The following is a 25,850-nucleotide window of genomic DNA, read 5'->3' on the forward strand; positions in this document are numbered from 1 at the left end:
TGTGAAACCACAAGGCCGCCAGTTTTGACCGCGCTTGGAAATTTGTCCCGCGCCATTCGGCAACCGCGTGTGTTTGCCGCGGTGGCGCTGGTTGTTTTGATTTCCGGCTTTGCGTGGACTTATTATGCCGGCCCCTCGCCGCGGGCTTGGTATCCGCCGTGTCCGTTGCGCGCAACGACGGGTTTGCTTTGTCCGGGATGCGGATCGGCGCGCGTGGTCCATGATCTTGTCCATGGAAATCTGCGCGCCGCGTGCGGGCACAACATCCTTGTTGTTGTCGTCGCGCCGTTCCTCGCGATATGGACGGCGCGTTCACTCTGGCGCGCCCTTCGGCACAATCTTCCGCCGCTGCCGGTGCGAACCGGCCTGGCGCGTGTCGTGCTTGTTGTCGTTGTTGTTTTCATGATCGCGCGCAACCTTCCGTGGTGGCCGTTTGCGCTCCTGGCGCCCGGACCGTAGGTGCGTTCAAAAATATAGATGCGCTTATCCGTCAAAACATTCTCGCCCTGAATGCCCAAACCCCGCTCTATTCAGCTTTTCATCGCACGATGATCGCGGCTGAACAGAATTCGGGACTCTCCAACCCCCAAAATACCGACTCCACCTCGTGGCGTCGTGATTTGACATGGCTCGCGCTCATCCTCGTGGTGTGGTTCGGCCTTTTTCTCGGCTCGCGTCCGCTCAGCAATCCCGACGAGGGGCGCTACACGGAAATCCCGCGCGAGATGGCCGCGACCAACGACTACGTGACCCCGCGCCTCAACGGCGTTAAGTATTTCGAGAAACCGCCGCTGCTCTACTGGCTCACCGCGCTCACCATCGAGGTTGCCGGCGTCAACGAATGGACGGCGCGCGCGTGGGTCGCCATTTTTGCAACGCTCGGCTGTCTCGCCACGTATGCCGCCGCGCGCGGGCTTTTCGGGCGCGCCGCGGGCTGGTGGGCCGCCGTCGTGCTCGCGACGATGCTGCTCTACTACACGCTCAGCCGCGTTGTGATTCTCGACATGCCCGTGTCGGTTTTTGTCGCGACCGCGCTTTTCGCATTTCTGTTCGGCATACGAGCGCCCGCCGGACCCGGGCGCCGCTGGCTCTTCTGGGCGTTCTACGCGAGCATGGCGCTCGCCGTCCTCTCGAAAGGCCTCATCGGATTTCTCCTGCCGTGCACCGTCGCGTTTGTGTGGCTGCTCGTGTTCAACCAATGGAAACGCCTGCGCCCCTGCCATCCGTTCACCGGCGCGCTCGTGCTGCTCGCCATCGCCGCGCCGTGGCACGTGCTCGCCGCGCGCGCCAACTCCGACTTCGCGCAATTCTACTTCATCCATGAGCACTGGACGCGTTTCACAACAACCGTGCACGAGCGTTATAAACCGTGGTGGTATTTCGCGCCCGTGCTGCTCGTCGGCATTTTCCCGTGGACCGTCTTTGCGTTCCAGACGCTTCGCGAAAACGTGCGCGGCGGCTGGCGCGCGATTCGCAACGAGCGCGCCGACGAGTGGTTCTTCATCGTGTGGGCCGTGGTGATTTTTCTCTTCTTCTCGAAATCGCAGTCGAAACTCCCGCCTTACATCCTGCCGATATTTCCCGCCATCGCCGTTCTCATCGGCAAATGGCTTGCCGACGCGTGGCGCGCACGCAAGGCGCCGGGATTGCGCGCCGGCCTCGCCACCTACGCGATCCTTTCCGCGCTGCTCGGCCTCGCGCTCGCGCTCTGGCCCCTCGTCTGGTCCGTGCCGGAAAAACACGCCGCGGCCACCAAGCTCATCATAGGCGAGTCCATCTGGTTCGCCGTGATCTTCCTCGGCAGCGCCGCCGCGCTCGCCTGGTGCCTGCGCCGCGGGAAAATGCGCGACGCCCTGGTCGTGATGACGGCCGGTTTCGCGCTCTGGCTCGCGTCGGGCAACCACCTCGGCGACGAACTCGACACGCGCTCCTCAAAACCGCTCTCGCTCGAACTCGCCCGCCGCCTCGCGCCCGGCGACACTGTGTATTCAGTCGGTGAATACATTCAGGACGTCGCGCCCTACATCGGGCGCGAAATCTCCGTCGTCGATTATTTGGGCGAGCTCGAGTTCGGCGTGCGCGCCGAGCCGGAGAAGACCGACTCGCGCTTCATCGACAAGGCCGAGTTCTCGCGTCGCTGGCTCGCCTTCGATTCGCGCGCCTACGCCATTGTGCGAAAACGCGCCGCCGATCGCTATTTCTCCTCGCTGCCGCACACCGTGGTCGGCGAAACCTCGCGCTACCTGCTCCTTGTAAACAAGCCCGACGCACAATAATCAACGCGCCCATGTTTTCCCAAACACAAAACATCCACGCAAACGCCTCCGCAGGGGCGCACGCAAGGTGCGCCCCTACATTTCACGCATGAGCCCGACCGACGACACAAAGCCGTTTCTTCCTTTCACGCGTCCCGACATCGACGAGGAAACCATCGCCGGTGTCGCCGACGTGCTTCGCTCCGGCTGGATCACCTCGGGCCCGCAAGTGAAGGCTTTCGAGACCGCGCTTTCGCAACTTTTCGGCGGACGCCCCGTGCGCGCCTTCAACTCCGGCACCTGCACCATGGAAATCGCGCTGCGCATCGCCGGGGTGGGGGAGGGCGACGAGGTTATCACCACGCCGCTTTCGTGGATCGCCACAAGCAACGTCGTGCTCGAAACCGGAGCGCGCCCCGTCTTCGTGGACATCGACCCGGTCACGCGCAACATCGACCTTGAAAAAATCGAGGCCGCCATCACGCCGCGCACCAAGGCGATCATCCCCGTCGATCTCGCCGGCCTGCCCGTTGACCGCGACCGACTTCACGCTATTGCGCAAAAGCACAATCTCCGCGTCGTCGAGGACGCAGCGCAAGCGGCCGGCTCCAAATGGCGCGGCAACCTGATCGGCACGAAAGCCGCGAGCCGCGATTTCGCCTCCTTCAGTTTTCATCCCAACAAAAACATAACCTCCATCGAGGGCGGCTGCCTCGTCCTCAACGACGAACGCGAGGCCGCGCTCGCCGAGCAATACCGGCTGCAAGGCGTCGTCCGCACCGGCTTCGACGGGATGGATGCCGAAGTGCTCGGCGGCAAATTCAACCTCACCGATGTCGCCGCCCGCGTCGGCCTCGGCCAGCTCCGCCGCCTTGACGAGTTCAACGCAAAACGCCGCGCCCTTGCGCAACACTATTTCAAGCTCCTCGACGCCCCCGCCGCGCGCGCCCTCAACCTCGGCCTGCCGCCCGCCGATTTTGAGAACAGCAACTGGCACATGTTTCAAGTGGTGCTCCCCGAGGGTCCCGGCTGTCTCACGCGCGCGCAAGTAATGGAGAAAATGCGCGCCGCGAATATCGGAGCGGGAGTCCATTATCCGCCCATCCATCTCTTCACGCTCTATCGCAATCTCGGCTGGAAGCCCGGCGATTTCCCCAACGCCGAACGCATCGGCCGCACGATCCTCACGCTCCCGCTTTTCCCCGCGATGACCACCAATGATGTCGGGCGCGTGGTCGCGACCTTGGGCGAAATCCTTCAAAAGAAATGAACCGCGACATGGAAAGTAGCACGGACATTCCTGTCTGTGCAGAGAGACTTCACGAATCAAGGCACAGACAGGAATGTCTCTGCTACCTTCAAAGTTTCGCGTCCATTAGCGGTTAAAAATTATGAGCACTAATTCCTCCGCCTCCCTCACCCAAACGCCCTTTGCGCCGCCGTCCCTCGATGTCTCCATCGTCATTCCTGTTTACAACGAACAGGGCAACCTGCCGCTCTTGTTTCAGCGGCTTTATCCCGTGCTCGACGCGCTTGGGCGCAGCTACGAAGTCGTTTTCACCAACGACGGCAGCGTGGATGCGTCCATCGAGCTGCTCACCGAGCAGTTCAACGCGCGTCCCGATGTCACGCGCGTGATCGACTTCAACGGCAACTACGGCCAGCACATGGCGATCATGGCGGCGTTCGAGCGCGTGCGCGGCAACGTGGTCGTCACGCTTGATGCCGACCTGCAAAACCCGCCCGAGGAAATCCCGAAGCTTTTGGAGAAAACCGACGCCGGCTACGATTGTGTCGGCGGCGTGCGCCAGAACCGGCAGGACAGTTTTTTCCGCCGCTACGCCTCGATGTTCGTGAACTTTGTGCGCCGCAGCTCGACGAGCATTGAGATGACCGATCAAGGCTGCATGTTGCGCGCCTACAGCCGCGCCGTTGTCGAGGGCATCGTGCGCAGCGGGGCGATCAACACATTCCTCCCCGCGCTCGCCTACACGCTCGCCAAAAATCCGACCGAGGTGCCCGTCGCGCACGAGGAACGGCACGCCGGCGTGTCGAATTATTCGCTAGGAAAACTCATCCGTTTGAACTTTGACCTCATCACGGCGTTCACGACGGTTCCGCTGCAACTGTTCACCATGCTCGCGATGGCGTGTTCGGCAGGCAGCCTCCTGCTTGTCTGCGTGCTCGCCTTCCGCCGCATCTTCCTCGGAGCCGAGGCCGAGGGATTGTTCACGCTGTTTGGAATTTTGTTTTTTCTCATCAGCGTCTGCATGGTCGGCATCGGCATCATCGGCGAATACGTGGGAAGAACGTATCAAGTGGTTAGGGGGCGGACGAGGTATCAGGTGAATCGGGTGCTGGAGAATGACCCAACGCATGAAGGAGGAAATTCCAAATTCCAGTGATCAAATTCCAATAAAATTCCAAAATCCAAATACCAAACCCTCTATGCCATATGAGTGAAAACCTTGAAGAACGCACGGAGAAATTTGCGGTTGCGGTCAGGACATTTGTGAGGGCGTTGCCGCGCACGGTTTCCAACATCGAGGATGTCAAACAACTCGTGAGAGCGTCGGGTTCGGTGGCCGCAAATTATATCGAGGCCAATGAATCGCTTGGAGGGAGAGACAAGCTGCTGCATTTCAAAATATGCCGAAAGGAGGCCAAGGAGTCCGGACTTTGGCTGCGGCTTGTTCATGTGGGTGACAATAATGCACCACTTGAAAACCAACGACAGATTCTGCGCCAAGAAGCACGCGAACTCACACTGATATTCGCCGCCATCTTGAGAAACATGGAGTAATCTAATGCATGCATTGATAATTGGAATTTCGTTGGCATCTGATCACTGGAATTTGGAATTTCTCCCATGAAGCCCCGCATTCTCTTTCTCGGTTACAGCGAAGTCGGCTACGAGTGCCTTTCGCTTCTGCTCTCCCGTGGCGACAACGTCGTTGCTCTCATCACACACGAGGACAACCCGGCCGAAAAAATCTGGTTCAAGACACCCGCTGTTGCCGTTCGCGAGTATAATTCCGCAATCCGCAATCCGCATTCCGCATTCCCCGCCATTCCCATTTTTGCTCCCGCTTCCATCAACACGCCCGAATGGTTTGCGCGCATATGCGACGAAATCCGGCCCGACCTGATCCTTTCCGTTTATTATCGCAATATGATCAGCGAGCGCACTCTCGCGCTTCCGCGACTCGGCGCGTTCAACATGCACGGCTCGCTCCTTCCCAAATACCGCGGACGCGCCCCGATCAACTGGGCCGTTCTCAATGGCGAGCCGCGCATTGGCATGACGCTTCACAAAATGGTCAGGCGCGCCGATGCGGGCGACATTGTTGACCAGCAGGGCGTTGACATCGCCCCGCGTGACACCGCCGAACAGGCTTTCCGCAAAGTCCTCCCTTGCGCGCGCGCCATTCTCTCCCGCCAAATCGACGCGCTCCTCGCAGGCACTGCCCAGGCCACGCCGCAGGACGAATCGCAAGCGACCTATTTCGGCGGACGAAAACCCGGGGACGGACGTATTCAATGGACGGATACAAGCGCGCAAATCTTCAACCTAATCCGCGCCGTCACCGATCCCTACCCCGGCGCGTTCACGGATGTCCCACCCGTAGGGGTGTCGCTTGCGACGCCCGGCTTGCGAGGCACGGGCTTCCAGCCCGTGAATCCGAACCCCTCCGCTCCAGCTCGCCTCATGGTCTGGTGGGCCGAGCAAATCGCCGCGCCGCGCCGCGCCGCGCCCGGCGAAATCCTTTCACTCTCACCGCTCATCGTCGCCACCGCCGACGGCGCGCTTGAGCTCACCCGCACCGAATGGCGGGGCGCGCCCGCGGCCCCGTTGCAAATCGGACAAATCTTATAACAGGCTCGCCCGCCCGCCGCCCTTGCCTTACTTTCCCATCATGCCACTCAAAGTCCTCATCCTCGGTGCCAACGGATTTATCGGAAGCTGCCTCACCGCCGCGATCCTCCAGCAAAAAGACTGGGAGGTTTACGGCATGGATATCGGCGACAACAAACTCATCGGCAGCCTCGGCAACCCGCGATTCAAATTCGTCGAGGGCGACATCACCATCAACCGCGAGTGGATCGAGTATCACGTGAAAAAATGCGACGTCGTCATCCCGCTCGTCGCCATCGCGAACCCGAAGCAATACGTGATCGCGCCGCTGCGCGTGTTCGAGCTCGATTTCGAGGCCAACCTCGAAATTGTGCGCAAATGTGTTAAATACAAAAAGCGCGTCCTCTTCCCCTCGACCTCCGAGGTTTACGGCATGAGCCCCGACGCCGTGCTCGACGAAACGACCACGAATCCCGTTTACGGCCCCATCGACAAGCAGCGCTGGATCTACGCCTGCTCGAAACAACTCCTCGACCGCGTCATCTACGCCTACGGCATCCACGAAAACCTCGACTACACGCTCTTCCGCCCCTTCAACTGGATCGGCCCGAAACTCGACAACGTTTTCGAAGCGAAGGAAGGCAGCTCGCGCCTTTTCACGCAGTTCATCAGCAACGTGATTTTTAAGAAACCGCTCCAGCTCGTCGACGGCGGCGCGCAAAGTCGCTCGTTCACCTACATCGACGACGGTGTGGACTGCCTGATGCGCATCATTGAAAACAAAAACGGAGCCGCCTCGCGTCGCATTTTCAATATCGGCAACCCGGCCAACAACGTCAGTGTCGCCGACCTCGCAAAAATCGTGATCGAAATCTTCCGCGAATACCCCGCCTGGCGAGAGCACGCCGATCATGCAAAAATCGAAGTGGTTTCATCCGGCGAATATTTCGGCAAACATTATCAGGACATCCAGACGCGCGTTCCCTCGATCAATGCGGCGAAGGAAGCCCTCGGCTGGGAACCCAAAACCGACCTCGCCACGGCGATCCGCCTGACCCTCGACTACCACCTCGCCCAAAAAGACCACGACCTCGGCGCGCAAAATTGAGTTGGAAGTGTGGCTCTACAGAGTCGTGTCATAAAAATTTCGCATGCCCAAACTCGCCCTGAAAATTGATGTTGATACGGAACGCGGGACGCGTGTCGGCGTGCCGGCGCTGGTTGCGCTGTTGCGCGAGTTTGAAGCGCCGGCGTGTTTTTTGTTTTCACTCGGGCCGGACAACACGGGCAAGGCGATCAGGCGGGTGTTTCGCCCGGGTTTTTTTAAGAAGGTCAGCCGCACGTCCGTCGTGAGCATGTATGGCGTGCGGACGCTGCTTAACGGCACGTTGCTGCCCGCGCCGCATATCGGGAAAAAACACGCGGGCATCATGCGCGCGGTGCGCGAGGCGGGGTTCGAGACGGGCATCCATTGCAACGACCATTTTCGCTGGCAGGATTACGTGCGCACCATGCCGCTCGAAAAGGTGCGCGCGGAGTTCGGCGCCGCGCTTGCGGAATACGAGCGCATTTTTGGCACGCGCGCGCCCACCGCGGGCGCGCCGGGCTGGCAGACGTGCGTGAACGCGCGCCAGGTTTACGACGAGGCGGACTTGCTTTACTCAAGCGACACGCGTGGGCGCGCGCCGTTTTTCCCGCGCATCGACGGGCGTGTTTTTAACACGCTCGAAATCCCGAGCACGCTGCCGACGTTCGACGAGTTGCTGGGGCGTCCTGAGTTTCCCGACGACAAGATCGTGGCGCATTACATGAGTTTGTTGCGCGAGGATGCGTTGAATGTGTTCACGCTGCACGCCGAGATCGAGGGCATGATGAAGGCGCCGCTTTTTCGCGCGCTGCTCGAGGCCTGCCGCGAGGCGGGCGTGGAGTTTGTCCGCCTCGACGATTGCGCGCGCGAGTTGCTCAAAACCCGCGGGGCGATTCCCGTGCGCGACATCGTCATGGCCGAGATCGACGGGCGCTCGGGGTTCGTCGCGACGGAGGGTGAATAGCGAGGTCGCGGTGGCCGGTTACTGGTTTCTCGGCCAGCTTATTTTAAATCATACCGAAGAAGCGCCGCGTTTTTATTCTCCTCGGTTACGAAGATGGTTTTTCCGTCGCTCGAAAAACACGCGGCCTCGGCCTGGCCGAGTTTGTGCGGGGGCAGCACGACCGGGTTGCGCACGAGCGCGGAGAACCAGCTTTCGCCTTCGCGTCGCGCATATAAAAGCACGTTGCCGTAGGTCAGCACGACCGCCGAGCGTCCGTCGGGCGAAAAATCCATTCCGGTCGGTTGTCCGCGGAAGCGTCCCGTCGGCACGGGCAGCAGGTTTTGCACGGACGATGTTTGGGGCAACAGGGCGATTTTTCCCAACTCCCACGCAATTTGCGGCACGCCTGCGGCCTCCGGTTTTAGCGGCACGGAGAACAGGCGGTTCGGTGCCTCGCGTTTTGTCAGCAGGTAGATTTTTCCGTCACTTCCGTCGCCTTTTGCGCCCGGATCGACCGCCACCGCCTCGCAGTCGTGCGGTTTGTCGGGATACAAGATCGGCACGTTCCACGCCACTTGCACCACGAGTTCTTTTGCCGGGGAAAGTTGCGCGATGTTCGGTTCCTCGATCACGTAGAGGCTGCAATTTTTTCGCCTCGCGTTGTTGTCGCCCGTGTCGGCCACGAGCAGATAGGCGCGTCCGTCGATTGTGAACGAGGCCATGTCCTCCCAGTCGATGTTGTCCGCGCCCGCGAGCCAGACTGAGCCGAGAAAACGGCCGTCGGTTCCGATCGCATAGAGCACGGGATCGTTGCCGCTGTCGTTGTGCGTCCAGAGCACGCCGTTTGTTTTTCGCGACGCCGCCAGCCCGCTTGCCTCGTTGATTTTCGGGTTGGCGAGTTTGCCGGCGCGCACGATCTCCGCCGATGTGAATTGGCCGCCCGCGGCAGTCGCAGCCGGAGCCGGCGCGCGCGAACAGCCGGCGTGTATCAACAAAATGGATACGCACATCGCGCGCGCAAAAATTCCGAGGCCGCGCGCGTGTGCGTTGCCCGATCCCTCGTCTTTTTCCGCCGAAGCCATGCCCGCGGCGTTCACGATCAATACGCGCCCGGCGCCTTTGCCGCCGCGCCGCCCTTGAACTCGGTGAGCAGCGCGCCCGCGTTTGAGGTGCCGAGTCGTGACGCGCCCGCCTCGATCAGGGCGAGGGCGTCCGTTAGCGTTTTGATACCGCCCGCCGCCTTCAATTTGATCTGCCAGCCGTTCAGGTCGCGTCGGTTTTTTGCCCACAGTTCGATCTGTTCGCGTTTCGCGCCCGCGGAGCCGAACCCGGTGGATGTTTTGATGAAATCCGCGCCGGCATCCTCGCACATTTTCAGCGCCTCAAGCATTTGTGTTTCCGTGAGGAAGCAGTTTTCCGTGATCACCTTGATTAATTGTCCGTTGCCATGCGCGACGCGCGTCAGCTCGACCAGCTCCGCCAGCACGTCCGGGCCGCGGCCCGCGCGCAATGCCGCGTAGTCCATCACAATGTCCACCTCGTGCGCGCCCGCCCGCGCCATCGCGTTGATTTCGGCCTCCTTTGCGGCCGTGGTGAAGCGTCCGCTCGGAAAACCGACCACCGTGCCGATTCGCATTTTGGAGCCCGCGAGCACGCGCGCCGCGAGCGGCACGCTTGTCGGGTAAATCATCACGCAGGCAAACCCGCCCTCGACGGCCTCTCGGCAAAGCGCCTCGATGTCGGCCTCGGTGGCGTCGAGGCGAAGGTTGGTGGAGTCGAGCGTGGCGGCAAATTCGGCGGGAGTCAGGCTCATGGGAAATGGGAAAAGCGGGTTTGTTTGTTGGATTGCGCCCGATTGAACCTTTTTGCCCATTAATCGCAACTCCAGCTTTACGCACGCGCCCCGCCCGCCTACGCTGCACATTTATTTTACAACCATGATTATTCCGAAACCCGCACGTCTGTCGCCCGAACAACTCGCCGAGATATCCGCAATCGTCGAGCCCTTTGGCTGCCGCATTCAGCCCATCATAGGAGCCGTGCGCAATATTTATGCCATCGTGGGGGATGAGCGCGACGAGCTCATGACCAACCGCCTCGAGGGGCTTCCCTACATTGAGCGCGTGGACAAGATGCAGTCGCCCTACAAGCTCATGGACCGGCGCTCCTCGCTTTCGGGCAACAAGATCAAGGTCGGCAACCTCACCATCGGCGAGGATCTGCTCGTCATCGCGGGCCAGTGCACCATCGATCCCAAGAACCCGAATTACTTTTACGAAACCGCCCACGCCGTGAAGGAAGCCGGCGCCAACTCCATCCGCGGCGGCGTTTGGAAACCGCGCACCAATCCCTACTCGTTCCAGGGCGACAACAAGTCGCTCGACATCCTCATGGAGGCGCACCGCCGCACCGGGCTTCCCGTCGATGCCGAGGTGATGGACGAACACCAGCTCCACCTGGCCATTGAGGCCGGCGTGCACATGCTCCAAGTCGGCGCGCGCAACGCCCTCAACTACTCGCTCCTCCGCGCCATCGGCGGCGCCGTTGCCAGCCGCCCCTCGACCGTCGTGCTCCTCAAGCGCTCCATCCACATGGGGCCGCTCAACGAGTTCATTTCCGCCGCCGAGTATATTGCCGCCTTTGGCAACCCCAACATCCTGCTTTGCCCGCGCGGCACCTCGCCCGCCATCGACGGCTACCGCAATCATCCCGACGAATCCATCACGCCCCTGCTCAAGGAGAAAACCTGGGCGCCCGTCGTGGTCGATCCCTCGCATTCCGTCGGCAAGGCCGCCTATGTGCCCGCCTGCGCGCTCGCCGCCGTCGCCTATGGGGCCGACGGGCTTTGCATCGAATCGCACGTCTCGCCCAGCAAGGGCATAGGCGACGATCCCAAGCAGGCGCTCACGCCGGAAGTGCTCGCTTACACCATCCGCGAGGCCCGCCAGCTTTGGGCCGCGCGCCGCGAAGCCCGCGCTCACGCGCCCGAGGGGATTTCATCAGCAAAATAAAAAAACACGCCCAATCCGGCCGGTCAGTTTGATCAACCGGGCCCGACCGATCTTTATGATTTTCCGAAAACTCTCCGCGCCCGTCCTCGCGGCACTCGCCGTTTCCGCGCTCCAGCCAGCCGGCTTTTGCGCTCCTGTTGCCTTGGAGGAAAGCGCGGCGGAATCGGCGCCCCGGGCCGCCACTTCAAGCAAGGCGGTTTTTGCGCCGCCGCGTCCGTCAGCTTTTTCGCTAGGGCGCGTCAGGCTCAAGAACGGCTCCGCCATCCAGGGCGACATTATTGCCGAGCGCGCGGACCGGGTCATCGTCGATCTCGGATTTGATGTTGTCGCGATTCCCCGGGACGACATTGACAGCGTCACCACCGAGGCCGCGGGGGATTTTTCCGACAACGCAGAAACCGAAACCGGCGACTCCGCGCTTTTCCGCACCGCGCCCAACCAGCCCGCCCTCACCGTCAAGGAAAACGTCTCCCGCGTCGGCGAAGCCGTTGTGCAAATCCGCACGCCCACGGGGCTCGGCTCCGGTTTCATCATCGATCCCGCCGGCTACATTGTCACCAACCAGCACGTCATCGCCGGCGAATACAACATCTCCGTCACACTCTTCCGCAGCGGACGCAACGAACTCGAAAAAGTCGTTTATCATAAAATCCGCATAGTCGCGCTCGACCCGCGACTCGACCTCGCCCTTCTCAAAATAGAGGACCTCTCCGCCGCCGTGACGCTCCCCGCGCTTCCCCTCGGCGATTCCAACACCCTCAATGAAGGCCAGACTGTCTTCGCCATCGGAAGCCCGCTCGGGCTCGACCGCACCGTCTCGCAGGGCATCGTCAGCAGCCGCAACCGCCCCCTCGGCGGCCAGCTCTACATCCAGACCACCACGCAAATTAATCCCGGCAATTCCGGAGGCCCGCTCTTCAACCTCCAAGGCGAAGTGGTTGGCGTGAACAACATGAAACCCATGATCACCGGTGTCGAGGGGCTCGGCTTCTCGATTCCCGCCGCCGTCCTCAAAAACTTCCTCCGCAACCGCGACGCCTACGCCTTCGACGCCCGTAATCCCAACTCAGGCTATCGTTACCTGGAGCCCCCGCGCATCCTTAAGACCGGCGGCACCGCCAACCCTGAACAGTGAGCACCATTCCAAATCCAAACCGCATGAAAAAAACATCCACCTCCGCCTTCCGCATCGTCCTTCTCGTCGCCTGCGGTTTTGTTCTCTCCGCCTTCCGCATGACGGCGGTCGCATCCACGCCGCTCATCAACCTTGTGGGCGAGGACGCGGCCTTTGTCATGATCGCGCACGACGCCCCCAAAATAGTGAAGTCCTGCAAGGACGGCCCGTGGCTCGAAATGTGGAACGACGATCAAATCAAGCGCTTCCTCGCGCCGCTCCACGCCAAATTGAAAAGCGAGGAATGGGACGAGAAAGTGAAAGCCAAAACCGGCCTCACGATCGAGGAGCTTTTGGGTCTCGTCCAGGGCGACTATCTCATCGCACTCAAAAGCATGCCCGCGAACATCGACAAGATTTCCAACGAGGACGTCCCCCTGATCATCGCCGCGGAAATCGGTGACAACAAAGCCAGGGTCGAAAAACTCATCGCCACGCTTGTTTCCGAAAAAAGTGCGTCGCGCGCAACAGACTCCGAGGACTACGCGGGCGTCACCATCAACATCATCAAAAACACCGGCAAAGCCGACGGTGCCGAAAACACCGCCTGGGCCATTGTCGACAAGACATTCCTGCTCAGCCCCTCGAAGGCCGCGGTCATCTCGACCATCGATGCCATCAAAAACGGCGGCGCGGAAAACGCCTTCGGCAAATCCGAGCGTTACCTGCGCATGCGTCAGAGAACCGGCGACGCGCAAGTCATGTATGCGGTGAACTTCCAGGCGATCTACCCCGCGATCAACGCCGCCTTTGCAAAAAAAGCGGCCTCCGGCGGTCGCGACGCCGCTTATGTTGATTACACAACCCTCGCGTCCGTCCTCGGCTTCAATGCGCTCAAGGATATTTATTTCGGGGCCAATTACGGCACCGACAACGTCACCGCGAGCGGTGCCATCACTTACACCGAGCGCCGCGGCCTTCTGAGCCTGCTCACATTCGGCGACGGTGCCGTGAAAATCCCCGAATACGCCTCCGCCGACTGGCCGACGGTCAGTGTTGTCAACTACAGCATCCCGCGGGCGTTCACCGCGCTTGAGCAACTCCTCGAGGCCGTCAACCCCGGCGTCTCGATGATGATTCAGGGCCAGCTCGAAAGCGCCAAGCAACGCCTCGGCATCGACATCAAGCGCGACCTCGTCGAAACCCTCGGCGAGCAAATCGTGAGCGCCAACATCCTCCCCGCCGGCGTGACGGCCAACGACACCGGCTTCAGCGAAAAAATCGGCGTCCTCTATGTGATCTCGCTCAAGGACGCGCGCACATTCCAGAACGCGATCGAAACCCTCAAGCGCTCCACCGGCCTCGAAAACCATCCCATGCTCGTCCAGCGCGAATACCTCGGCAACACAATCACCACGATCAACACGGGCGCCAAGCAAGTCAGCTACACGATTGCGCGAAACCAGCTCGTCGTCGGAATCGGCTCGCCCACGATTGTTGAGTTCCTCGTGCAAAACCTCGCCAACGGCACCACCGCGCCCCTCGCCGAGCGAAACGACGTGCGCGAAAACTTCGCCGCCGCGCCCGCCGACACGGTCTCCTTCAGCGTGCAAAACACCGCCTTCACCTTCCGCCTGCTTTGCGACGCCTTCGCGGCGCTGCCGCAGTTGAGCGAATACCTGGATTCCTCCGCCACGCCCGGCGTCGAGTTTTTTGAAAAACATTTCGGTAACAGTTACGGCTGGATGACCTCCGAATCCGACGGACTCTACTTCACGTCAAAGATGTTTTATAAAAAGTAATCCGCGGCCAAAAAGCACGGCGGCAGCCCGGAGGCGAACGCGCGCCTGAATGCCCGAAAATCTTCGACATGACATCAATAATCCCCAGTTCCCTCCGGTCCGCCCTGTGCGCGCTGGCGCTTGGTGCGGCCGCCTGCCTGGCCTCCGCGCCGGTCCGCGCCGCCAACCTCGCCGAAGTCCCGGATGAAAACGCGCCGGTTATCATCATGCTGCGCGACATTCCGGAAATCCTCCGCCTCTGGGAGAAAACTCCGATCGCCGCCTTGATCAACGATCCCGAACTCAGCCAGTTCAACGACCAAATGAACGCGCTGCGCGGCATCGCATCGCTTCCCCCCGACGCCGGCGGCATGGATGAAATCACCGCCATTATAAAACAGGTCTCGAAACTCGCGCCCAACGCCATTGTCGCCCTTGCGGACACCAACTTTACATCACCCGAAATGTTTCTCGGCTCTTTGATTGTCGCGCTGGATCTCGGGACCGGGGCTCGCGAAACCGAAAAGCAAATTTCCACGATGCTGGCCGAAGGAAAATGGGAACGCCGCGTCGAGGATTATTTCGGTCTGCCAATCAACATCGAAGTTGTGCCGCAACCTTCCGGCGGCGAAAGCATCACGATCTACTGGACCGTCCTTGACAGCACCCTGATCGCCTCCTGCAACCGCGAGCACCTTCACGCCTCCATCGACCGGGTCAAACGGATCGGCAAAACCATCTCGTTCGCCATGTCGGCGCGGCACAGCCGCATGATGGGCACGATTGGCATGGCCCAGATCGCATACGCCGCCAATATCAAGTCGCTTTTCGCCACCGTCAAAAAAGCTGCGAGCGAACAACTCGCTAAGAACCCGGAAAGCGCCGTGATCAGCATGGACGCCATCGAATCGGCGCTCGGCATCGACGCATTCGGCGACGCCTTTTTCGGGGTTATTCTCGATAACAATGAAATGCAAATCGCGGGAGCCTGCACCCACGACAATCCCCACGGCTTGCTGCGGCTGCTCGCGCCCAAAGCCGGTTCGCTTCCCCGTCCGCCCTTCCTTCCCCAAACCCTTTCCAGCGTCTCCATATCCAACTTCGACGCCGCCGGCACCTTCGCCACGGTAAAGGCATCCGTCCAGCAAATCGCCCCTTTTGTCGGCGCGCTGATTGATGCGCAAATCAACAACCTCAATCAAAACATGGGCGTTAATCTGGAAAACGATTTGCTGGTCAATATCGACGGCTGCATGATCACGGGCATGTTTCCGCCCGCGAAAAACAGCAGGGAAACCAGCATGTTCCTCGCCTTTCCATTGAAAAAGCCGGAAGCCTTCACCGCCGCCCTCGGGAAACTTATCGTGGCCGGCGGCCTTCCCGAAAAAACGCGCCAGCTCGGCGATATCACCATTCGCAGTGTGTCCAACGGAACCAACTATCCCGGCTCGAGGTTCGAGTATGCGATTGTTCGCAACTATTTTTTGGCGGCCGGCGGCACGGGCGGCATCGATCAAGCCGTGCGTTGCTGGGCCGGTCAAAGCGCATCGGTTTGGACGGACCCCCGGTTCGTTGAAATGGCGGACACCATGCCCGGCAATCTCTGCGGCATTTCCCGTTATTCCCTGCGCGACATGGCCCGCCTTTGGTTTGTTCCCGCGGGCACCGCCGTGCAGCGCGCGGCCATCGAAACCCGGCCCGCCGACCCCGGGCGCGCAAACACACCGGCTCCCCGCCTGCCAAGTCCTTCCTTTGACTCCCTGAAAGACTACCAAGTTTACAACTATTTCTATCGCAAAAACGACGGCACCTACTTCAGGACAAAAATCACACGCAATTAAAATGATCCCGCGCCTCCGCATCATACTCCTCCTCTTTTCACTTTCAGTCCTTCAGCCCTTCAGTCCTTCAGCCCTTTCAGCGCAATCTCCGCTCGCGCTCACCGGCCCCGAGGTTGTGAAACTCGACTGGGGCACGCGCTCGCTTCAAGTCGCCGACCTCAACGGCGACGGCCTGCCCGACATCGCCGTCGCGAACAACGACCGCTCCACCATCGAACTCCTTTACCAGCTCAAGCCCGGCGAGCCGCCTCCCCGCGTTCCCGCCTCGCTCAGCCCCAATCGCTGGGAGCCCGTTGTCGAGGACGCCCGCTTCCGCAAGGCCACCATCACCACCGGTGTCGTCATGTTCGACCTCTGCGCCGGCGACCTCAACGGCGACAAACTTCCCGACCTCGTTCACACCGGCTCGCCCCAGGCGCTCACGCTCCGCCTCCAGCAAGCCGATGGCTCGTGGGTTGAGAAAAAAATCCCCGAGGCCCCCGCGCCCAACCAGCTTGTCGGTTCGCTCAAAATCGCCGACCTCGACGGCGACGGTCGCGCCGATCTCGCCATGCTCGGCAAAAACGAACTCGCCGTTTTTTATCAAACGGACGGCGGCGCCCTCGCCGCGCCCGAGCGCTACACTCTTCCCGACAACAACTGCTACGGCCTCGAGGTTTGCGATGTCGATGGCGACGGGCTCGCGGACCTTGTTTACCTCTGCAACGGCGCGCGCCAGACAGTTCGCGTCCGCCTCCAAACTCCGTCTCGCCAGTTTGGCCCCGAGCTTTCCTACGAAATCAAGCACTCCCGCTGCACGCTGCAAATCCTGCAACAAGCCGACGCCAAAACCGGCCGCCACGCCATCTTTGCCTTTGCGCAAGACGGCACCGGCCAGCTGGAGGAATTCACCCTCAAGCCTGGCGACGCCTCCTCCGGGACCGTCGGGTTCCAGCCGGGCGCCACGCCGCTTCCTTCCCTCAATCCCCGCATCTTCAGCCCCCGTCCCGGCGCAAAAACCCCCGCCGCCTACGCCATCGGCAATTTCACCGCCGAGCCCAAACCCCGCGCCTCGCTTCCCCAAAAAACATCCTCGCGTTTTTCCGGCCCCGACATCGTCGTTTCCGATCCCGACGCCGCGCAAATTTATCTCTATGCGCGCCAGCCCGACGGCGGTTTCACCACGGCAAAAAAATCACCCGTTTTTTCCGACGCGCGCGCCCTCGCCGCGGGCGATTGGTATGACGAAGGCCGCGACGCGCTCTTCATCGGCAGTCCCAAGGAACAGGCCGTCGGCGTTTCCCGCCACATTGACGGACGCTTCGAGTATCCCAAGCCGCTTCCCGTTACCGGGCGCCCCCTCGACGTTGCCTACGGTGATTTCGACGGTCTTGGGCAAAAACTTCTGGCCGTTCTTCTTGAGAACAAAGGCAAGCGTTCCATCGAACTCTGGTCGCGCGACGGCGACACAGCCAAACTCGAGCACACCATCCCGATCACCAACCTCAAGACCGACCCGCGCGCGCTCCGCCTCCTCGACGCCAACCAGGACGGCAAGCTCGACATCGCCGTATTCACTCCGCTCGACGCCATGCGCCTCTACGTGCAGGGAGACGGCCTCGAATTCACCGAGGCCAGCGCCGACTCCGGGTTCCGCCGCAGCCTTGTGGACAAACTCGAATCCTCCGCGCTCACGCTTGGCGATATCGACGGCGACGGCAAACACGAGCTAGTCACCGCTCATTCCGGGTTTGCCCGCGCACTCCGGCTCGACGCCTCCGGCGGCCTTCAAGTTATCGAGCAATTCAATGCCCGCGATCCCAACACCGAGGTCGCCGCAGTCCTTGCCATTCCCGACGCGCCCTCGCCCGTCACCGCCTCCGACTGGCAAAAACCCGGCCTTGGCGCGACGGTGTCCCAATCCAAAACCCAGGGGCCAAAACCCAGGATCACAGTGGTTCTCTACGATCGCAAATCCGAGCAATTCCAAATCCTGCGTCCCGACGGCGACGGGTTGTATCAAATAGTGGATACGATCCCCGCCGGAAAAATCGAGGTCACGGGGGCCGAGGTTCTTCCCTCCACCAACGAGGCGTTCATTTTCGGGCGCGACCGCTTCTGGTGGCTCCCGCTGGGACGGCGCGACTTCGCCGCCTCCACGCTTTCCACGCACACCACCGACCTTCCCGGCATCAGTTATGCCGACATCATCGCCGGCGATCTCGTTGGCGACGGCCGGCCCGAAATCATTTGCGTTGATCCCGCGAAAAACCTTCTCGAAATCCTGCGCCGCGACGCCGGCGGCATGCGCTGGGACAGCGTCATGCACTTCAAGGTTTTCGAAATCGACCAGCACTATCAGGGCCGTCGCGGCGGGCAGTTAGAGCCGCGCGAAACCGTGATCGCCGACATCACCGGCGACGGCAAAAAATCAATCCTCCTCCTCGTTCACGACCGCCTGCTCATCTATCCGCAAGAGTGATGCCGCAAAACGCCGGCGGATTGCGCCGGGGGGAAATTTTTTGGCCGGGCGTGCCGGAGCATGCCCCGATCAGCGCCCGGGGTTTCTACGCCATCGCGAAATCCATCTGGCGTTTGGTGCGGTCCACTTTTTTCACAACGACGGTGATGTGCTCGCCAACCTTGAGGTGTTTCTTGGTTTTGCGCCCGACGAAAGCCGTGTTGCCCGCGTTCGGGAAATAAATGTCGCCCGTAAAACTGTCCTTGTTGATGAAGCCGAAGCTCATCGACTCGGTCAGCTCGATGAAGATACCCGCGCCGCGCACATCGGTGATGACCGCGTCGAACTTGGTTTTCTTTTTCTTGGAGAGTTCGCGCTCGAAAAATTCGAGTGTTTTGATCTTCACGCTCTCACGCTCGGCCTCGGCGCTGTTGGTTTCGGTGAGGCTGAGGTGCTCGCCGAGCGAGGCCATGCTGCCGGCGCTGTAGCCGAATTTGTAATCGGCGGGAACGGGGTGCCCGGCGTGCTTGATGAGATAATACGCGAGGACGCGGTGCACGACGAGGTCGGAGTAGCGGCGGATGGGCGAGGTGAAGTGCGTGTAGTCCTTTTTCGCGAGCCCGTAGTGGCCGTCGGGCGTGGCGCGGTAGCAGGCTTTTTTCAAGCTGCGCAAGAGCTGGCTGCGGAGCACGTAGCCCTGCGGGTGTTTTTCGAGGGCGGCGAGCACCTTGACGATTTCCTTGCGCTGCGTGAGGTCGCCGGCCTCGACGCCGGCGGTGGCGAGAACCTTTTGGTATTCGATGAGCTTGTCCTCGTCGGGTTCGTCGTGCACGCGGTAGAGCGAAACGAGCTTGTGCGCGCGCGTGAGGCGCGCGACGGCCTCGTTGGCGGCGAGCATGAACTCCTCGATGAGCTGGTGGCTTTCGTCGTTTTCGATGCGCTCGAGCCGGTCGGCGTAGCCTTTCTCATCAACGAAAATTTTCGTTTCGGGCATGTCTAGGTCGAGCGAACCGCGCGCCATGCGTTCGCGGCGGAGCTTGGCGGCGATTTTCCAGAGGCTGCGCAACCAGTGCTGCAAGTCCACGAGCTCGAGGTCGGTCAGTTCCTTGAGCGCGCGCCCGGTCGAGCCGGTTTGGTGCGCGGGCGGAACGGGAAGCGCGCGGATTTTCGCAATGCTGTTTTCAAACATGAACGCGTAGGCCTGTTTGTAGGTGAGGCGCTTGCGCGAGCGGATGACTGTGCTGGCAAAGGTGGTGTTGGTGACGCGGAGTTTTTTGTCGAAGGTGAGGAAGACCGCCTTGCAGAGACGGTCCTGCCCCTCGACGAGCGAGCAAAGTCCGTTGGAGAGTTTTTGGGGCAGCATCGGAATGACGGTGCCGACGAGGTAGGTGGAGTTGCCCCGGCCCCGCGCCTCGCGATCGAGCGCGGTGCCGGGGCGCACGTAGTTGGAAACGTCGGCGATGTGGATGCCGACGCGCGTCTCGTCGTTGTCGAGCGTCTCGATGGAGAGCGCGTCGTCGAAATCCTTCGCGTCGTCGGGGTCGATGGTGAACGTCGGCGTGTCGCGGTAGTCGAGGCGTCCGGGAAGTTGCGTCGCGACGACCTCGGAGGGAAGCGCGGCGACTTCGCGCTCGACGTCGGCGGGGAACTTCGGGTCGAGGTGGTGTTTTATGAGAATGCCCGCGAGCTCCGCGCCCGGCTCGAAGGTTTTTCCGAGGCATTGCGTGATTTTGCCCTCGAGCGGTTTGTGGCGCGCGGTCCATTCGGAGAGTGCGACGACGACCTTGTCACCGGGGCCGGGCACGGGCTTGATGCGGCTCGCGGCGGGATCACCGACGGCGATGTCCTGCACGAAGCGCGGGTCGTCCACGTTGACGTAGAATTTGTTGCGGATGCGCACGAGGTTGCCGACGACGGTGTTGCTGGCGCGCTCGACGATCGACGCGACGCGGCCCTGCGGCTCGGGCGGGCGGCCGTTGCGCGCGCGCGACATTCGCGGGGAGATTTTTACGAGCACCTTGTCGCCGTGGAGCGCGACGCCGGTGTCCTCGGGCGCGATTTGGATGGCGGGTTCGTCGATGGCGTTCGCGCCGGCGCGTCCGGGCAGCGGGTCGAGAATGACAAACGCCGAGCCGCCCTGCCGGAACATGATTTTGCCCGTGCGCGTGTCGTCCTCGCCCGCAAGCGCGAGGCGGTCGCCCTGCACGTGAACGATGCCGCCCTTGGAGAGGAGCTGGCGGATTTCAAATTTGAGCGAGTTGCGCTCCTTTTTATTGAGCGCGAGCGAGTGCCCGAGCGCCTTGATGTCCTGCGGCCTGTAATGGCGCTGGCGCAGATGTGCGAGTATGCGGTCGCGAAGTTTCATATAAATGCGGAATGTGGATTTTCAGGCTGCTTCGTAAGCGGAGTGCGAAAAAGAGGGGGCGAATGGTTCAGTTATTCACCGGCAAATTTTTTCCGGCCCAACACTCCCGAATGGATGGGGAGGGGTTGGTCCGCCACGGGCGGCGCATGATGAAGATGTCGTTTGGGTTTCCAAAAGATTGGTGTTGGAGGCAAGGAATCACCTCTCATGCGTTGTTGCCATGAAAATCTTCCCGGCCTGTCGCGAAAGCGAACGGCTGCCGGGTATCGCGCAAACATTCATGCTGGCAAAAACGGGAGCAATCCTGCTACTGCTTTTTTCATCTGCTGCCCGAGTGGCGGAATGGTAGACGCTGGGGACTTAAAATCCCTTGCCTGAAAAGGTGTGCGGGTTCGAGTCCCGCCTCGGGCACCATTTTGGAAGGGTTGTTGCTTCGCGCGGGCGCGCCCAGGCGCCCGATCCCACGGCAAGCCGGCGCGCGGGGTTTCGCAAAAAAGATTTGGCGCGGGTTTTTTAGAACAGGCCGTTGGCGACGACGCCGACGGCGGTGATGGGGCCGGAGTCGGCGAAGCCGTCCATGGCGCGATCGACTTTGCGCAACGTCGCCTTGGCGTCGCGCACGAGGTTGTCGTTCGTGATGAGCTGGCCGAAGCTGCTTTCGTCGCTGTTCATTTTGTTCGTGATGTCGCTGATGTTCTTGACGGCGACTTTCAGGTTTTGCGCGGTGGCCTCGTCGTAGATGAGCGTGCCGATGGCGCCGCGGCCGCTTTTCACGTCGGCTATGATCGTCTGCGTTTCGCCGATGAAGCCCTTCGCCTCGGTGGCGGCGTTTTTGATTTCGGTGACCGCGGCGAGGAGCTGGTCGTAGGCCGCCGGGTCGTTGATGAGCTTGGCGAGGGTGCCGTCGCCGGCGCGGATTTTCTCGGTGATTTCGTTGAGGTTCGCGATGGAGGCGTTGAGGTTGGCGCGGTTTTCGTTGACGAGGTTGTTGACGTTGGTGATGAGGCCGGGCGTGCCGTCGGGGTTGTCGCTGAAGGCGGCGCCGATTTTGCCGACGGCGACCTTGATGTCGGCCCCGAGTTCGCCGAGGTCGGACATGATTTTGTTGAAGTCGGGGACTTCGTGCGTGCGGAGGCTGTCGCCGGGCGCGACGGTGCCGGAGGCGGGGGTGCCGAGGTCGAGCGAGATATAGTTCGAGCCGATGAGGCCGGAGGTGGCGATGGTGGCGACGCAGTCCTTGTGGATGGGGACTTCCTTCTTGATGCTGAGGACAGCCTCGGCGCGTCCGTTGTTGATGCGCACCGCGGTGACGGCGCCGATGGTCACGCCGGCCATGCGCACTTCGTTGCCGACTTTGAGTTCGCGGACTGATTTGAAGGGGGCGGTGACTTCGTAGCCGTCCTTCACGTTGAAGCTGCCGGTGTGCAGCGCCTGGAATGTGATCCAGAGCAGCGCGATGCCGAGGACAAAAAAGATGCCCACGCGGGCGTTTGTTTGAGCTTGGTTCATGGTGAGTTGGTTTGCGTTTGGTGTTTAGAGTTGTGGAAAAGTGGCGGGTCGCGTCACGCGCCCATGGTTTTGTAGCGCGGGTTTTTGAGGTCGATTTTCGGGTGCATGAAGTCGGCGATTTCCGGGTTGTCGGTGTGCTGGAGTTCGCCGGGCGTGGTGAGCGAGAGGAGTTCGCCGCGCATGAGGATCGCAACGCGGTTCGAGATGGTGAGCGCGAGTTCGCGGTCGTGCGAGACGACGATGCTCGTGACTTGATACTGCTCCTTGAGCGTGGCGATGATTTCGCTGATGGTGGCGCTCATCACCGGGTCGAGCTCGGAGGTGGGTTCGTCGTAGAGGAGGAGTTGCGGTTCCATGACGAGGGCGCGGGCGATGGCGACGCGCTTTTTCATGCCGCCGGAGAGTTCGGCGGGGGACTTGTTGACGGCGTTTTCGAGCGAGAGGATTTTGAGGGCGCGCATGACGCGGTCGCGTATTTGCGCGTGCGTGCCGATGCGGTGCTCGAGCGGGTAGAGGGCGAGGTTGTCGTAAACGGAGAGCGAGTTGAAGAGCGCGCCGGCCTGGAAGACGAGCGCGATGGCGAAGCGGTCGCGCGTGTCGGGGTCGTGGGGGTCGTGACCGTTGATGCGGATGGTGCCGGAGGTGGGCTGCTCGAGTCCGGCGATCTGGCGCAGGAGCACGCTTTTTCCGGAGCCGGAGGGACCCATGATGGTGAAGATTTCGCCGGGCTCGACTTTTAGCGAGATGTCGGTGAGCACGGTTTGCGGGCCGTATTTTTTGAAGACGTTGGAGACTTCGACGCCCACGGGCGCGCGCGCCTGGCCGATGCTCGCGGGCTGGTGCGGCTCGGATTGGAAGCGTTCCTTTTGAATTTCTTTTTTCATCGTGCGGATGCGTGGTTGTCAGGAGCCGCCGAGGGCCTTGGTGATAAAGTAGTCGAGGCCGAGGATCGCGATGAGCGAATAGACGACCGAGTTGGTGACGGCGAAGCCGATTTCGCGCGGGCCGCCCTTGGTGCGCAGGCCGGTGTTGCACGCGATGAGGATGATGACGAAGCCGAAAATCTCGGCCTTGAGGAGGCTGTCGACCATCTTTTGCGTGGTGAGAAAGGCGCTCACGCTTTGAAAATATTCCGCGGGTTCGACGCCGATCACGCCGACGTATTTGCAGACGACCGCGCCGCCGATCCAGCCGATGACGATGCCGACCATCGTGAGTATCGGCATGTAGGAGAGGACGGCGAGCAGGCGCGGCAATACGAGGAATCGCTCAGGCGGAATGTTCATGGTGACGAGCGCGTCCACTTCCTGGTAAACGCGCATCGAGGCGAGCTCGGCGGTGGTGGCGGAGGCGACGCGGCCGGCGACGAGAATGGCGACAAACACGGGCCCGAGTTCGCGCACGAGCGCCTCGCCGACGAGCGTGCCGATGAGTTGTTTCGCTCCGAAATCCTGCAAGGTGAGGCCGGCCTGAAGCGCGAGCACGGCGCCGATGAAGAAGCTGAGGATCGACACGATGGGCAGCGACGCGTAGCCGCCTTGAAGCACGTGCTCGAAGGTGCGTTTGAGGATGCGCGGCGCCTGGGGCAGCATTCGAAAGGCGCGCAGCGCCATGATAACGGCGCCGCCGAGCCAGTCGAAAATTGTGATGATGCGGTTCATTGGAAATGCGGAGTTCGGAGTGCGGAATGCGGAATTTCGGAGACGGGGTTAGCGGCGGGTGCGGACCTTGGGGTAGGTTTCCATCGGGGGCGTGGTGGAAACGCGCGCGGGTTTTGCGGGCGCGGCGGCGGCGGGGTTGGAGGCCTCGGCGAGCTGGCGCTGGAGGCTTTTGAAGCGGAATGCGAAGGGGCGCCAGCCGATGCCGGGTGTTTTTTGCGCGCCGACGACACCGCGGAAAAGCGCGCGGCGCTTGTGCCCGCCCACGCGCTCGCCGCTGTAAATCGGGCCGACGTGAAACTCGCGCAGGCCGGGTTCGCGGCGGTGCGTGATGACGTTCCAGAGAAAGCTGTGGCGCGTGCGGCCGGGCGCTTCCTGCTCGTAACGATAGAGCGCGAAGAGCGGCGTGTAGATCAGGCGCGTGGGTTCGTTTTGCGGGAGAAAGACCTCGAACGGGCTGAGTGCCTGGAGTTGTTTGCGGCCGCGTCCGTCGGTCCAGTAGGTGTAGAACGGCCAGAGGGAAATTTTGCGCGCGGGCTTGATGGCGTCGATGGCGGCTTTTTGCGCGGGCGTGGCGCCGGGCGGGACGAGGGGTTTTTGCGATACGCTGTTGTAGAGAAAATAGAAGAAGCGTTTTCGCACGTGGCTGTTGACCGTGTCGTCGGTGCGCTTGTGGTTCCAGAGCGGCCACATGACCCAGGTTTTTTCGCGTCCCTTGTGATTCGAATAAGTGTAGAACGGCGCCCAGCGGTTCACGCGATGCTCGGGGCCGCGGCCCTGGACGAAGAGCGGCCAGAAGTATCGGTTTTCTGAATACACATAGGGCTCGACGCGGCGCGAACGTCCCCAAAAAAGCATGTAGCTGTCGGAGCGAAAACCGGGCGCGGTTTCGCGATAATAAAAGGGAAGCACGGCGAGGGCGCGCGCGGGATCGGCGGCGGGATTGTCGCGATTCCAGGTGGTGTTGTTAAAATAAAACGGCCAGAGGACGAAGGTGTTTTTGTAGAGGGGCGCGCCGGTCTCGATGTCGTTTTTTGTGTCGCGCCCGAAGAGCGGCCACACTTTCCAACCGTCCGCGCCGCCGCCCGTGGTGCGGCGAAAAATCGGCCAGAGAACGGCGCGCGACGTGGTGCCGTTGCGCTCGGACCAGCCGTAGATGGGAAACAAAAACCAGCCGAGGCGATCCTGCAAAAGACGTCCGCTGACATTGCCGTAGACCGGAAACACGGCGCGGTAACTCGTCGCCGGATCGCCGGTGTTGTTGGAAAAATAAAACGGCCAGACGTCGAATTGGTTGTCGGCATCGTGGGCGGCGGTTTTGCGCGTGGCGGGGCCGTGCTCGTGATTGATGAGGTTAAAAATGTCCCAGCGGTAACCGTCGTCCTTCACTTTGCGCCAGTTGAAGAGCGGATAGAGAACGTGAAACTGGAGGAGCTGCCCGGAGGCGTCGCGCTTCTCGACATAAAGGGGACGAAACCCGCGCGCGACAACCGCACCGTCGTCGTAACGCGGACGCGCGACAAGCGGCTGGCGAAAAATCAGCGGCCCGATCGCGTTCCACGAGGCGGCGGGGGCGTTGGCGCGGGAAAGCGGATTGCCCGGTTCGGCGCGGCCAACCCAGAAAGGTGAGAGGTTGTTTTCAGCTCCGAAGACAAAAGTCCGGGATGCGGCGGGCGGCGGCGGAGCCTCCGGCTGAGCCGTGGGCATTGCCTGTCCGGGCGCGCGAATGCCCAGTCCCGCGAGGACTGCAAAAAAAACGAGGGCGGTTGCGCGCCGAGGCTGCATATTGGTGATGGTGCGGATGCGGAAAGTAGGCTTCAGAAGGTCGGACAGAAAACGAATCAACGGTAACACGACGCGCCGGGCAAATGTTATTAAACCGGGGCGGGCGGTCAAAATTCCTGTCAGACGGTCGCGAATTCGCCGGGTTCCAAAAGTTTTGGGATTGGTGCGCGGGCTTGCCGGACGCACACAGCTTCCAAATGTGCGG

21 protein-coding genes and 1 tRNA gene are annotated in these 25,850 nt (G+C 61.4%); 15 read left to right on the forward strand and 7 right to left on the reverse strand.

All coding sequences use genetic code 11. The annotated features are described in order from the left end of the window. Window positions 1–81 precede the first annotated feature (81 nt). From M2447_RS07520 to M2447_RS07555, 8 genes are all read left to right on the forward strand, one after another. The gene (locus tag M2447_RS07520) at window positions 82–459 is read left to right on the forward strand and encodes a DUF2752 domain-containing protein (protein ID WP_277558120.1); all 378 of its coding nucleotides are present in this window, start codon (window positions 82–84) and stop codon (window positions 457–459) included. Between the two features lie 89 nt (window positions 460–548). Further along, window positions 549–2,276 (forward strand): glycosyltransferase family 39 protein, encoded by a 1,728-nt coding sequence (locus M2447_RS07525; protein ID WP_277558048.1) that lies wholly within the window; start codon window positions 549–551, stop codon window positions 2,274–2,276. An 88-nt stretch (window positions 2,277–2,364) separates the two neighbouring features. Continuing rightward, window positions 2,365–3,525, forward strand: coding sequence for a DegT/DnrJ/EryC1/StrS aminotransferase family protein (locus M2447_RS07530; RefSeq protein WP_277558049.1), 1,161 nt, complete (start codon window positions 2,365–2,367; stop codon window positions 3,523–3,525). 121 nt (window positions 3,526–3,646) lie between these two features. Then, on the forward strand, window positions 3,647–4,660 hold the full coding sequence (locus M2447_RS07535; RefSeq protein WP_277558050.1) for a glycosyltransferase: 1,014 nt from the start codon (window positions 3,647–3,649) through the stop codon (window positions 4,658–4,660). 50 nt (window positions 4,661–4,710) lie between these two features. Next, complete coding sequence (locus M2447_RS07540; RefSeq protein ID WP_108824649.1) at window positions 4,711–5,058, forward strand: four helix bundle protein; 348 nt, start codon at window positions 4,711–4,713, stop codon at window positions 5,056–5,058. A gap of 66 nt (window positions 5,059–5,124) precedes the next feature. Further along, complete coding sequence (locus M2447_RS07545) at window positions 5,125–6,132, forward strand: formyltransferase (protein WP_277558052.1); 1,008 nt, start codon at window positions 5,125–5,127, stop codon at window positions 6,130–6,132. A gap of 40 nt (window positions 6,133–6,172) precedes the next feature. Next, entirely contained in the window at window positions 6,173–7,219 is a 1,047-nt protein-coding gene (locus tag M2447_RS07550; protein WP_277558053.1) for a bifunctional UDP-4-keto-pentose/UDP-xylose synthase, read from the forward strand. A 43-nt stretch (window positions 7,220–7,262) separates the two neighbouring features. After that, window positions 7,263–8,162: a 4-deoxy-4-formamido-L-arabinose-phosphoundecaprenol deformylase gene (locus tag M2447_RS07555; RefSeq protein WP_277558054.1), complete on the forward strand. Its 900-nt coding sequence runs from the start codon at window positions 7,263–7,265 to the stop codon at window positions 8,160–8,162. A 38-nt stretch (window positions 8,163–8,200) separates the two neighbouring features. Here M2447_RS07555 and M2447_RS07560 read toward each other — a convergent pair whose 3' ends face one another. Continuing rightward, window positions 8,201–9,238: a hypothetical protein gene (locus M2447_RS07560; protein ID WP_277558055.1), complete on the reverse strand. Its 1,038-nt coding sequence runs from the start codon at window positions 9,236–9,238 to the stop codon at window positions 8,201–8,203. Between the two features lie 2 nt (window positions 9,239–9,240). Beyond that, window positions 9,241–9,954: a deoxyribose-phosphate aldolase gene (gene deoC / locus M2447_RS07565; protein WP_277558056.1), complete on the reverse strand. Its 714-nt coding sequence runs from the start codon at window positions 9,952–9,954 to the stop codon at window positions 9,241–9,243. A gap of 124 nt (window positions 9,955–10,078) precedes the next feature. Between deoC and M2447_RS07570 the strand changes: the two genes are divergently transcribed. The 5 genes from M2447_RS07570 (at window position 10,079) to M2447_RS07590 (ending at window position 18,349) form a co-directional block, all read left to right on the forward strand. Further along, window positions 10,079–11,152 (forward strand): 3-deoxy-D-arabino-heptulosonate 7-phosphate synthase, encoded by a 1,074-nt coding sequence (locus M2447_RS07570; RefSeq protein WP_277558058.1) that lies wholly within the window; start codon window positions 10,079–10,081, stop codon window positions 11,150–11,152. A gap of 55 nt (window positions 11,153–11,207) precedes the next feature. Then, window positions 11,208–12,287, forward strand: coding sequence for a trypsin-like peptidase domain-containing protein (locus tag M2447_RS07575; RefSeq protein WP_277558059.1), 1,080 nt, complete (start codon window positions 11,208–11,210; stop codon window positions 12,285–12,287). Between the two features lie 23 nt (window positions 12,288–12,310). Then, window positions 12,311–14,068 (forward strand): hypothetical protein, encoded by a 1,758-nt coding sequence (locus M2447_RS07580; RefSeq protein ID WP_277558060.1) that lies wholly within the window; start codon window positions 12,311–12,313, stop codon window positions 14,066–14,068. Between the two features lie 68 nt (window positions 14,069–14,136). Next, window positions 14,137–15,888 (forward strand): hypothetical protein, encoded by a 1,752-nt coding sequence (locus M2447_RS07585; protein ID WP_277558062.1) that lies wholly within the window; start codon window positions 14,137–14,139, stop codon window positions 15,886–15,888. A gap of 1 nt (window position 15,889) precedes the next feature. Continuing rightward, window positions 15,890–18,349, forward strand: coding sequence for a VCBS repeat-containing protein (locus tag M2447_RS07590; RefSeq protein ID WP_277558063.1), 2,460 nt, complete (start codon window positions 15,890–15,892; stop codon window positions 18,347–18,349). A gap of 85 nt (window positions 18,350–18,434) precedes the next feature. Here M2447_RS07590 and M2447_RS07595 read toward each other — a convergent pair whose 3' ends face one another. Further along, a complete protein-coding gene (locus M2447_RS07595; protein WP_277558064.1) occupies window positions 18,435–20,693 on the reverse strand; it encodes an RNB domain-containing ribonuclease in 2,259 nt (752 codons plus the stop codon). Between the two features lie 220 nt (window positions 20,694–20,913). Here M2447_RS07595 and M2447_RS07600 point away from each other — a divergent pair, with 220 nt between their 5' ends. Both M2447_RS07600 and M2447_RS07605 read left to right on the forward strand, forming a co-directional pair. After that, window positions 20,914–21,042 (forward strand): hypothetical protein, encoded by a 129-nt coding sequence (locus M2447_RS07600; protein ID WP_277510678.1) that lies wholly within the window; start codon window positions 20,914–20,916, stop codon window positions 21,040–21,042. Further along, window positions 21,022–21,107, forward strand: a tRNA-Leu gene (locus M2447_RS07605). Before M2447_RS07600 ends, M2447_RS07605 begins: the two co-directional genes overlap by 21 nt. Before the next feature lie 99 nt (window positions 21,108–21,206). On the opposite strand, the gene M2447_RS07610 is transcribed toward M2447_RS07605, so the two are convergent. Genes M2447_RS07610 through M2447_RS07625 form a run of 4 tightly spaced genes read right to left on the reverse strand, consistent with a single transcriptional unit; the run spans window position 21,207 to window position 25,714 of the window. Beyond that, window positions 21,207–22,202 (reverse strand): MlaD family protein, encoded by a 996-nt coding sequence (locus tag M2447_RS07610; protein ID WP_277558066.1) that lies wholly within the window; start codon window positions 22,200–22,202, stop codon window positions 21,207–21,209. 53 nt (window positions 22,203–22,255) lie between these two features. Then, on the reverse strand, window positions 22,256–23,086 hold the full coding sequence (locus M2447_RS07615) for an ATP-binding cassette domain-containing protein (RefSeq protein ID WP_277558068.1): 831 nt from the start codon (window positions 23,084–23,086) through the stop codon (window positions 22,256–22,258). An 18-nt stretch (window positions 23,087–23,104) separates the two neighbouring features. Beyond that, window positions 23,105–23,863, reverse strand: coding sequence for an ABC transporter permease (locus M2447_RS07620; protein ID WP_108824669.1), 759 nt, complete (start codon window positions 23,861–23,863; stop codon window positions 23,105–23,107). A 48-nt stretch (window positions 23,864–23,911) separates the two neighbouring features. Continuing rightward, window positions 23,912–25,714 carry a hypothetical protein gene (locus M2447_RS07625; RefSeq protein ID WP_277558069.1) on the reverse strand — a complete coding sequence of 601 codons (1,803 nt, stop codon included), beginning with the start codon at window positions 25,712–25,714 and terminating at the stop codon, window positions 23,912–23,914. Window positions 25,715–25,850: the final 136 nt, after the last annotated feature.

The organism is Ereboglobus sp. PH5-10 (genome assembly GCF_029504735.1).
Taxonomy (GTDB): Bacteria; Verrucomicrobiota; Verrucomicrobiia; order Opitutales; family Opitutaceae; genus Ereboglobus.

Coding starts and splice junctions, on each gene's coding strand:
- M2447_RS07525 (WP_277558048.1), top strand. CDS start 549: ATGATCGCGGCTGAACAGAATTCGGGACTCTCCAACCCCCAAAATACC.
- M2447_RS07530 (WP_277558049.1), top strand. CDS start 2,365: ATGAGCCCGACCGACGACACAAAGCCGTTTCTTCCTTTCACGCGTCCC.
- M2447_RS07535 (WP_277558050.1), top strand. CDS start 3,647: ATGAGCACTAATTCCTCCGCCTCCCTCACCCAAACGCCCTTTGCGCCG.
- M2447_RS07540 (WP_108824649.1), top strand. CDS start 4,711: ATGAGTGAAAACCTTGAAGAACGCACGGAGAAATTTGCGGTTGCGGTC.
- M2447_RS07545 (WP_277558052.1), top strand. CDS start 5,125: ATGAAGCCCCGCATTCTCTTTCTCGGTTACAGCGAAGTCGGCTACGAG.
- M2447_RS07550 (WP_277558053.1), top strand. CDS start 6,173: ATGCCACTCAAAGTCCTCATCCTCGGTGCCAACGGATTTATCGGAAGC.
- M2447_RS07555 (WP_277558054.1), top strand. CDS start 7,263: ATGCCCAAACTCGCCCTGAAAATTGATGTTGATACGGAACGCGGGACG.
- deoC (WP_277558056.1), bottom strand. CDS start 9,954: ATGAGCCTGACTCCCGCCGAATTTGCCGCCACGCTCGACTCCACCAAC.
- M2447_RS07570 (WP_277558058.1), top strand. CDS start 10,079: ATGATTATTCCGAAACCCGCACGTCTGTCGCCCGAACAACTCGCCGAG.
- M2447_RS07575 (WP_277558059.1), top strand. CDS start 11,208: ATGATTTTCCGAAAACTCTCCGCGCCCGTCCTCGCGGCACTCGCCGTT.
- M2447_RS07580 (WP_277558060.1), top strand. CDS start 12,311: ATGAAAAAAACATCCACCTCCGCCTTCCGCATCGTCCTTCTCGTCGCC.
- M2447_RS07585 (WP_277558062.1), top strand. CDS start 14,137: ATGACATCAATAATCCCCAGTTCCCTCCGGTCCGCCCTGTGCGCGCTG.
- M2447_RS07590 (WP_277558063.1), top strand. CDS start 15,890: ATGATCCCGCGCCTCCGCATCATACTCCTCCTCTTTTCACTTTCAGTC.
- M2447_RS07595 (WP_277558064.1), bottom strand. CDS start 20,693: ATGAAACTTCGCGACCGCATACTCGCACATCTGCGCCAGCGCCATTAC.
- M2447_RS07600 (WP_277510678.1), top strand. CDS start 20,914: ATGAAAATCTTCCCGGCCTGTCGCGAAAGCGAACGGCTGCCGGGTATC.
- M2447_RS07610 (WP_277558066.1), bottom strand. CDS start 22,202: ATGAACCAAGCTCAAACAAACGCCCGCGTGGGCATCTTTTTTGTCCTC.
- M2447_RS07615 (WP_277558068.1), bottom strand. CDS start 23,086: ATGAAAAAAGAAATTCAAAAGGAACGCTTCCAATCCGAGCCGCACCAG.
- M2447_RS07620 (WP_108824669.1), bottom strand. CDS start 23,863: ATGAACCGCATCATCACAATTTTCGACTGGCTCGGCGGCGCCGTTATC.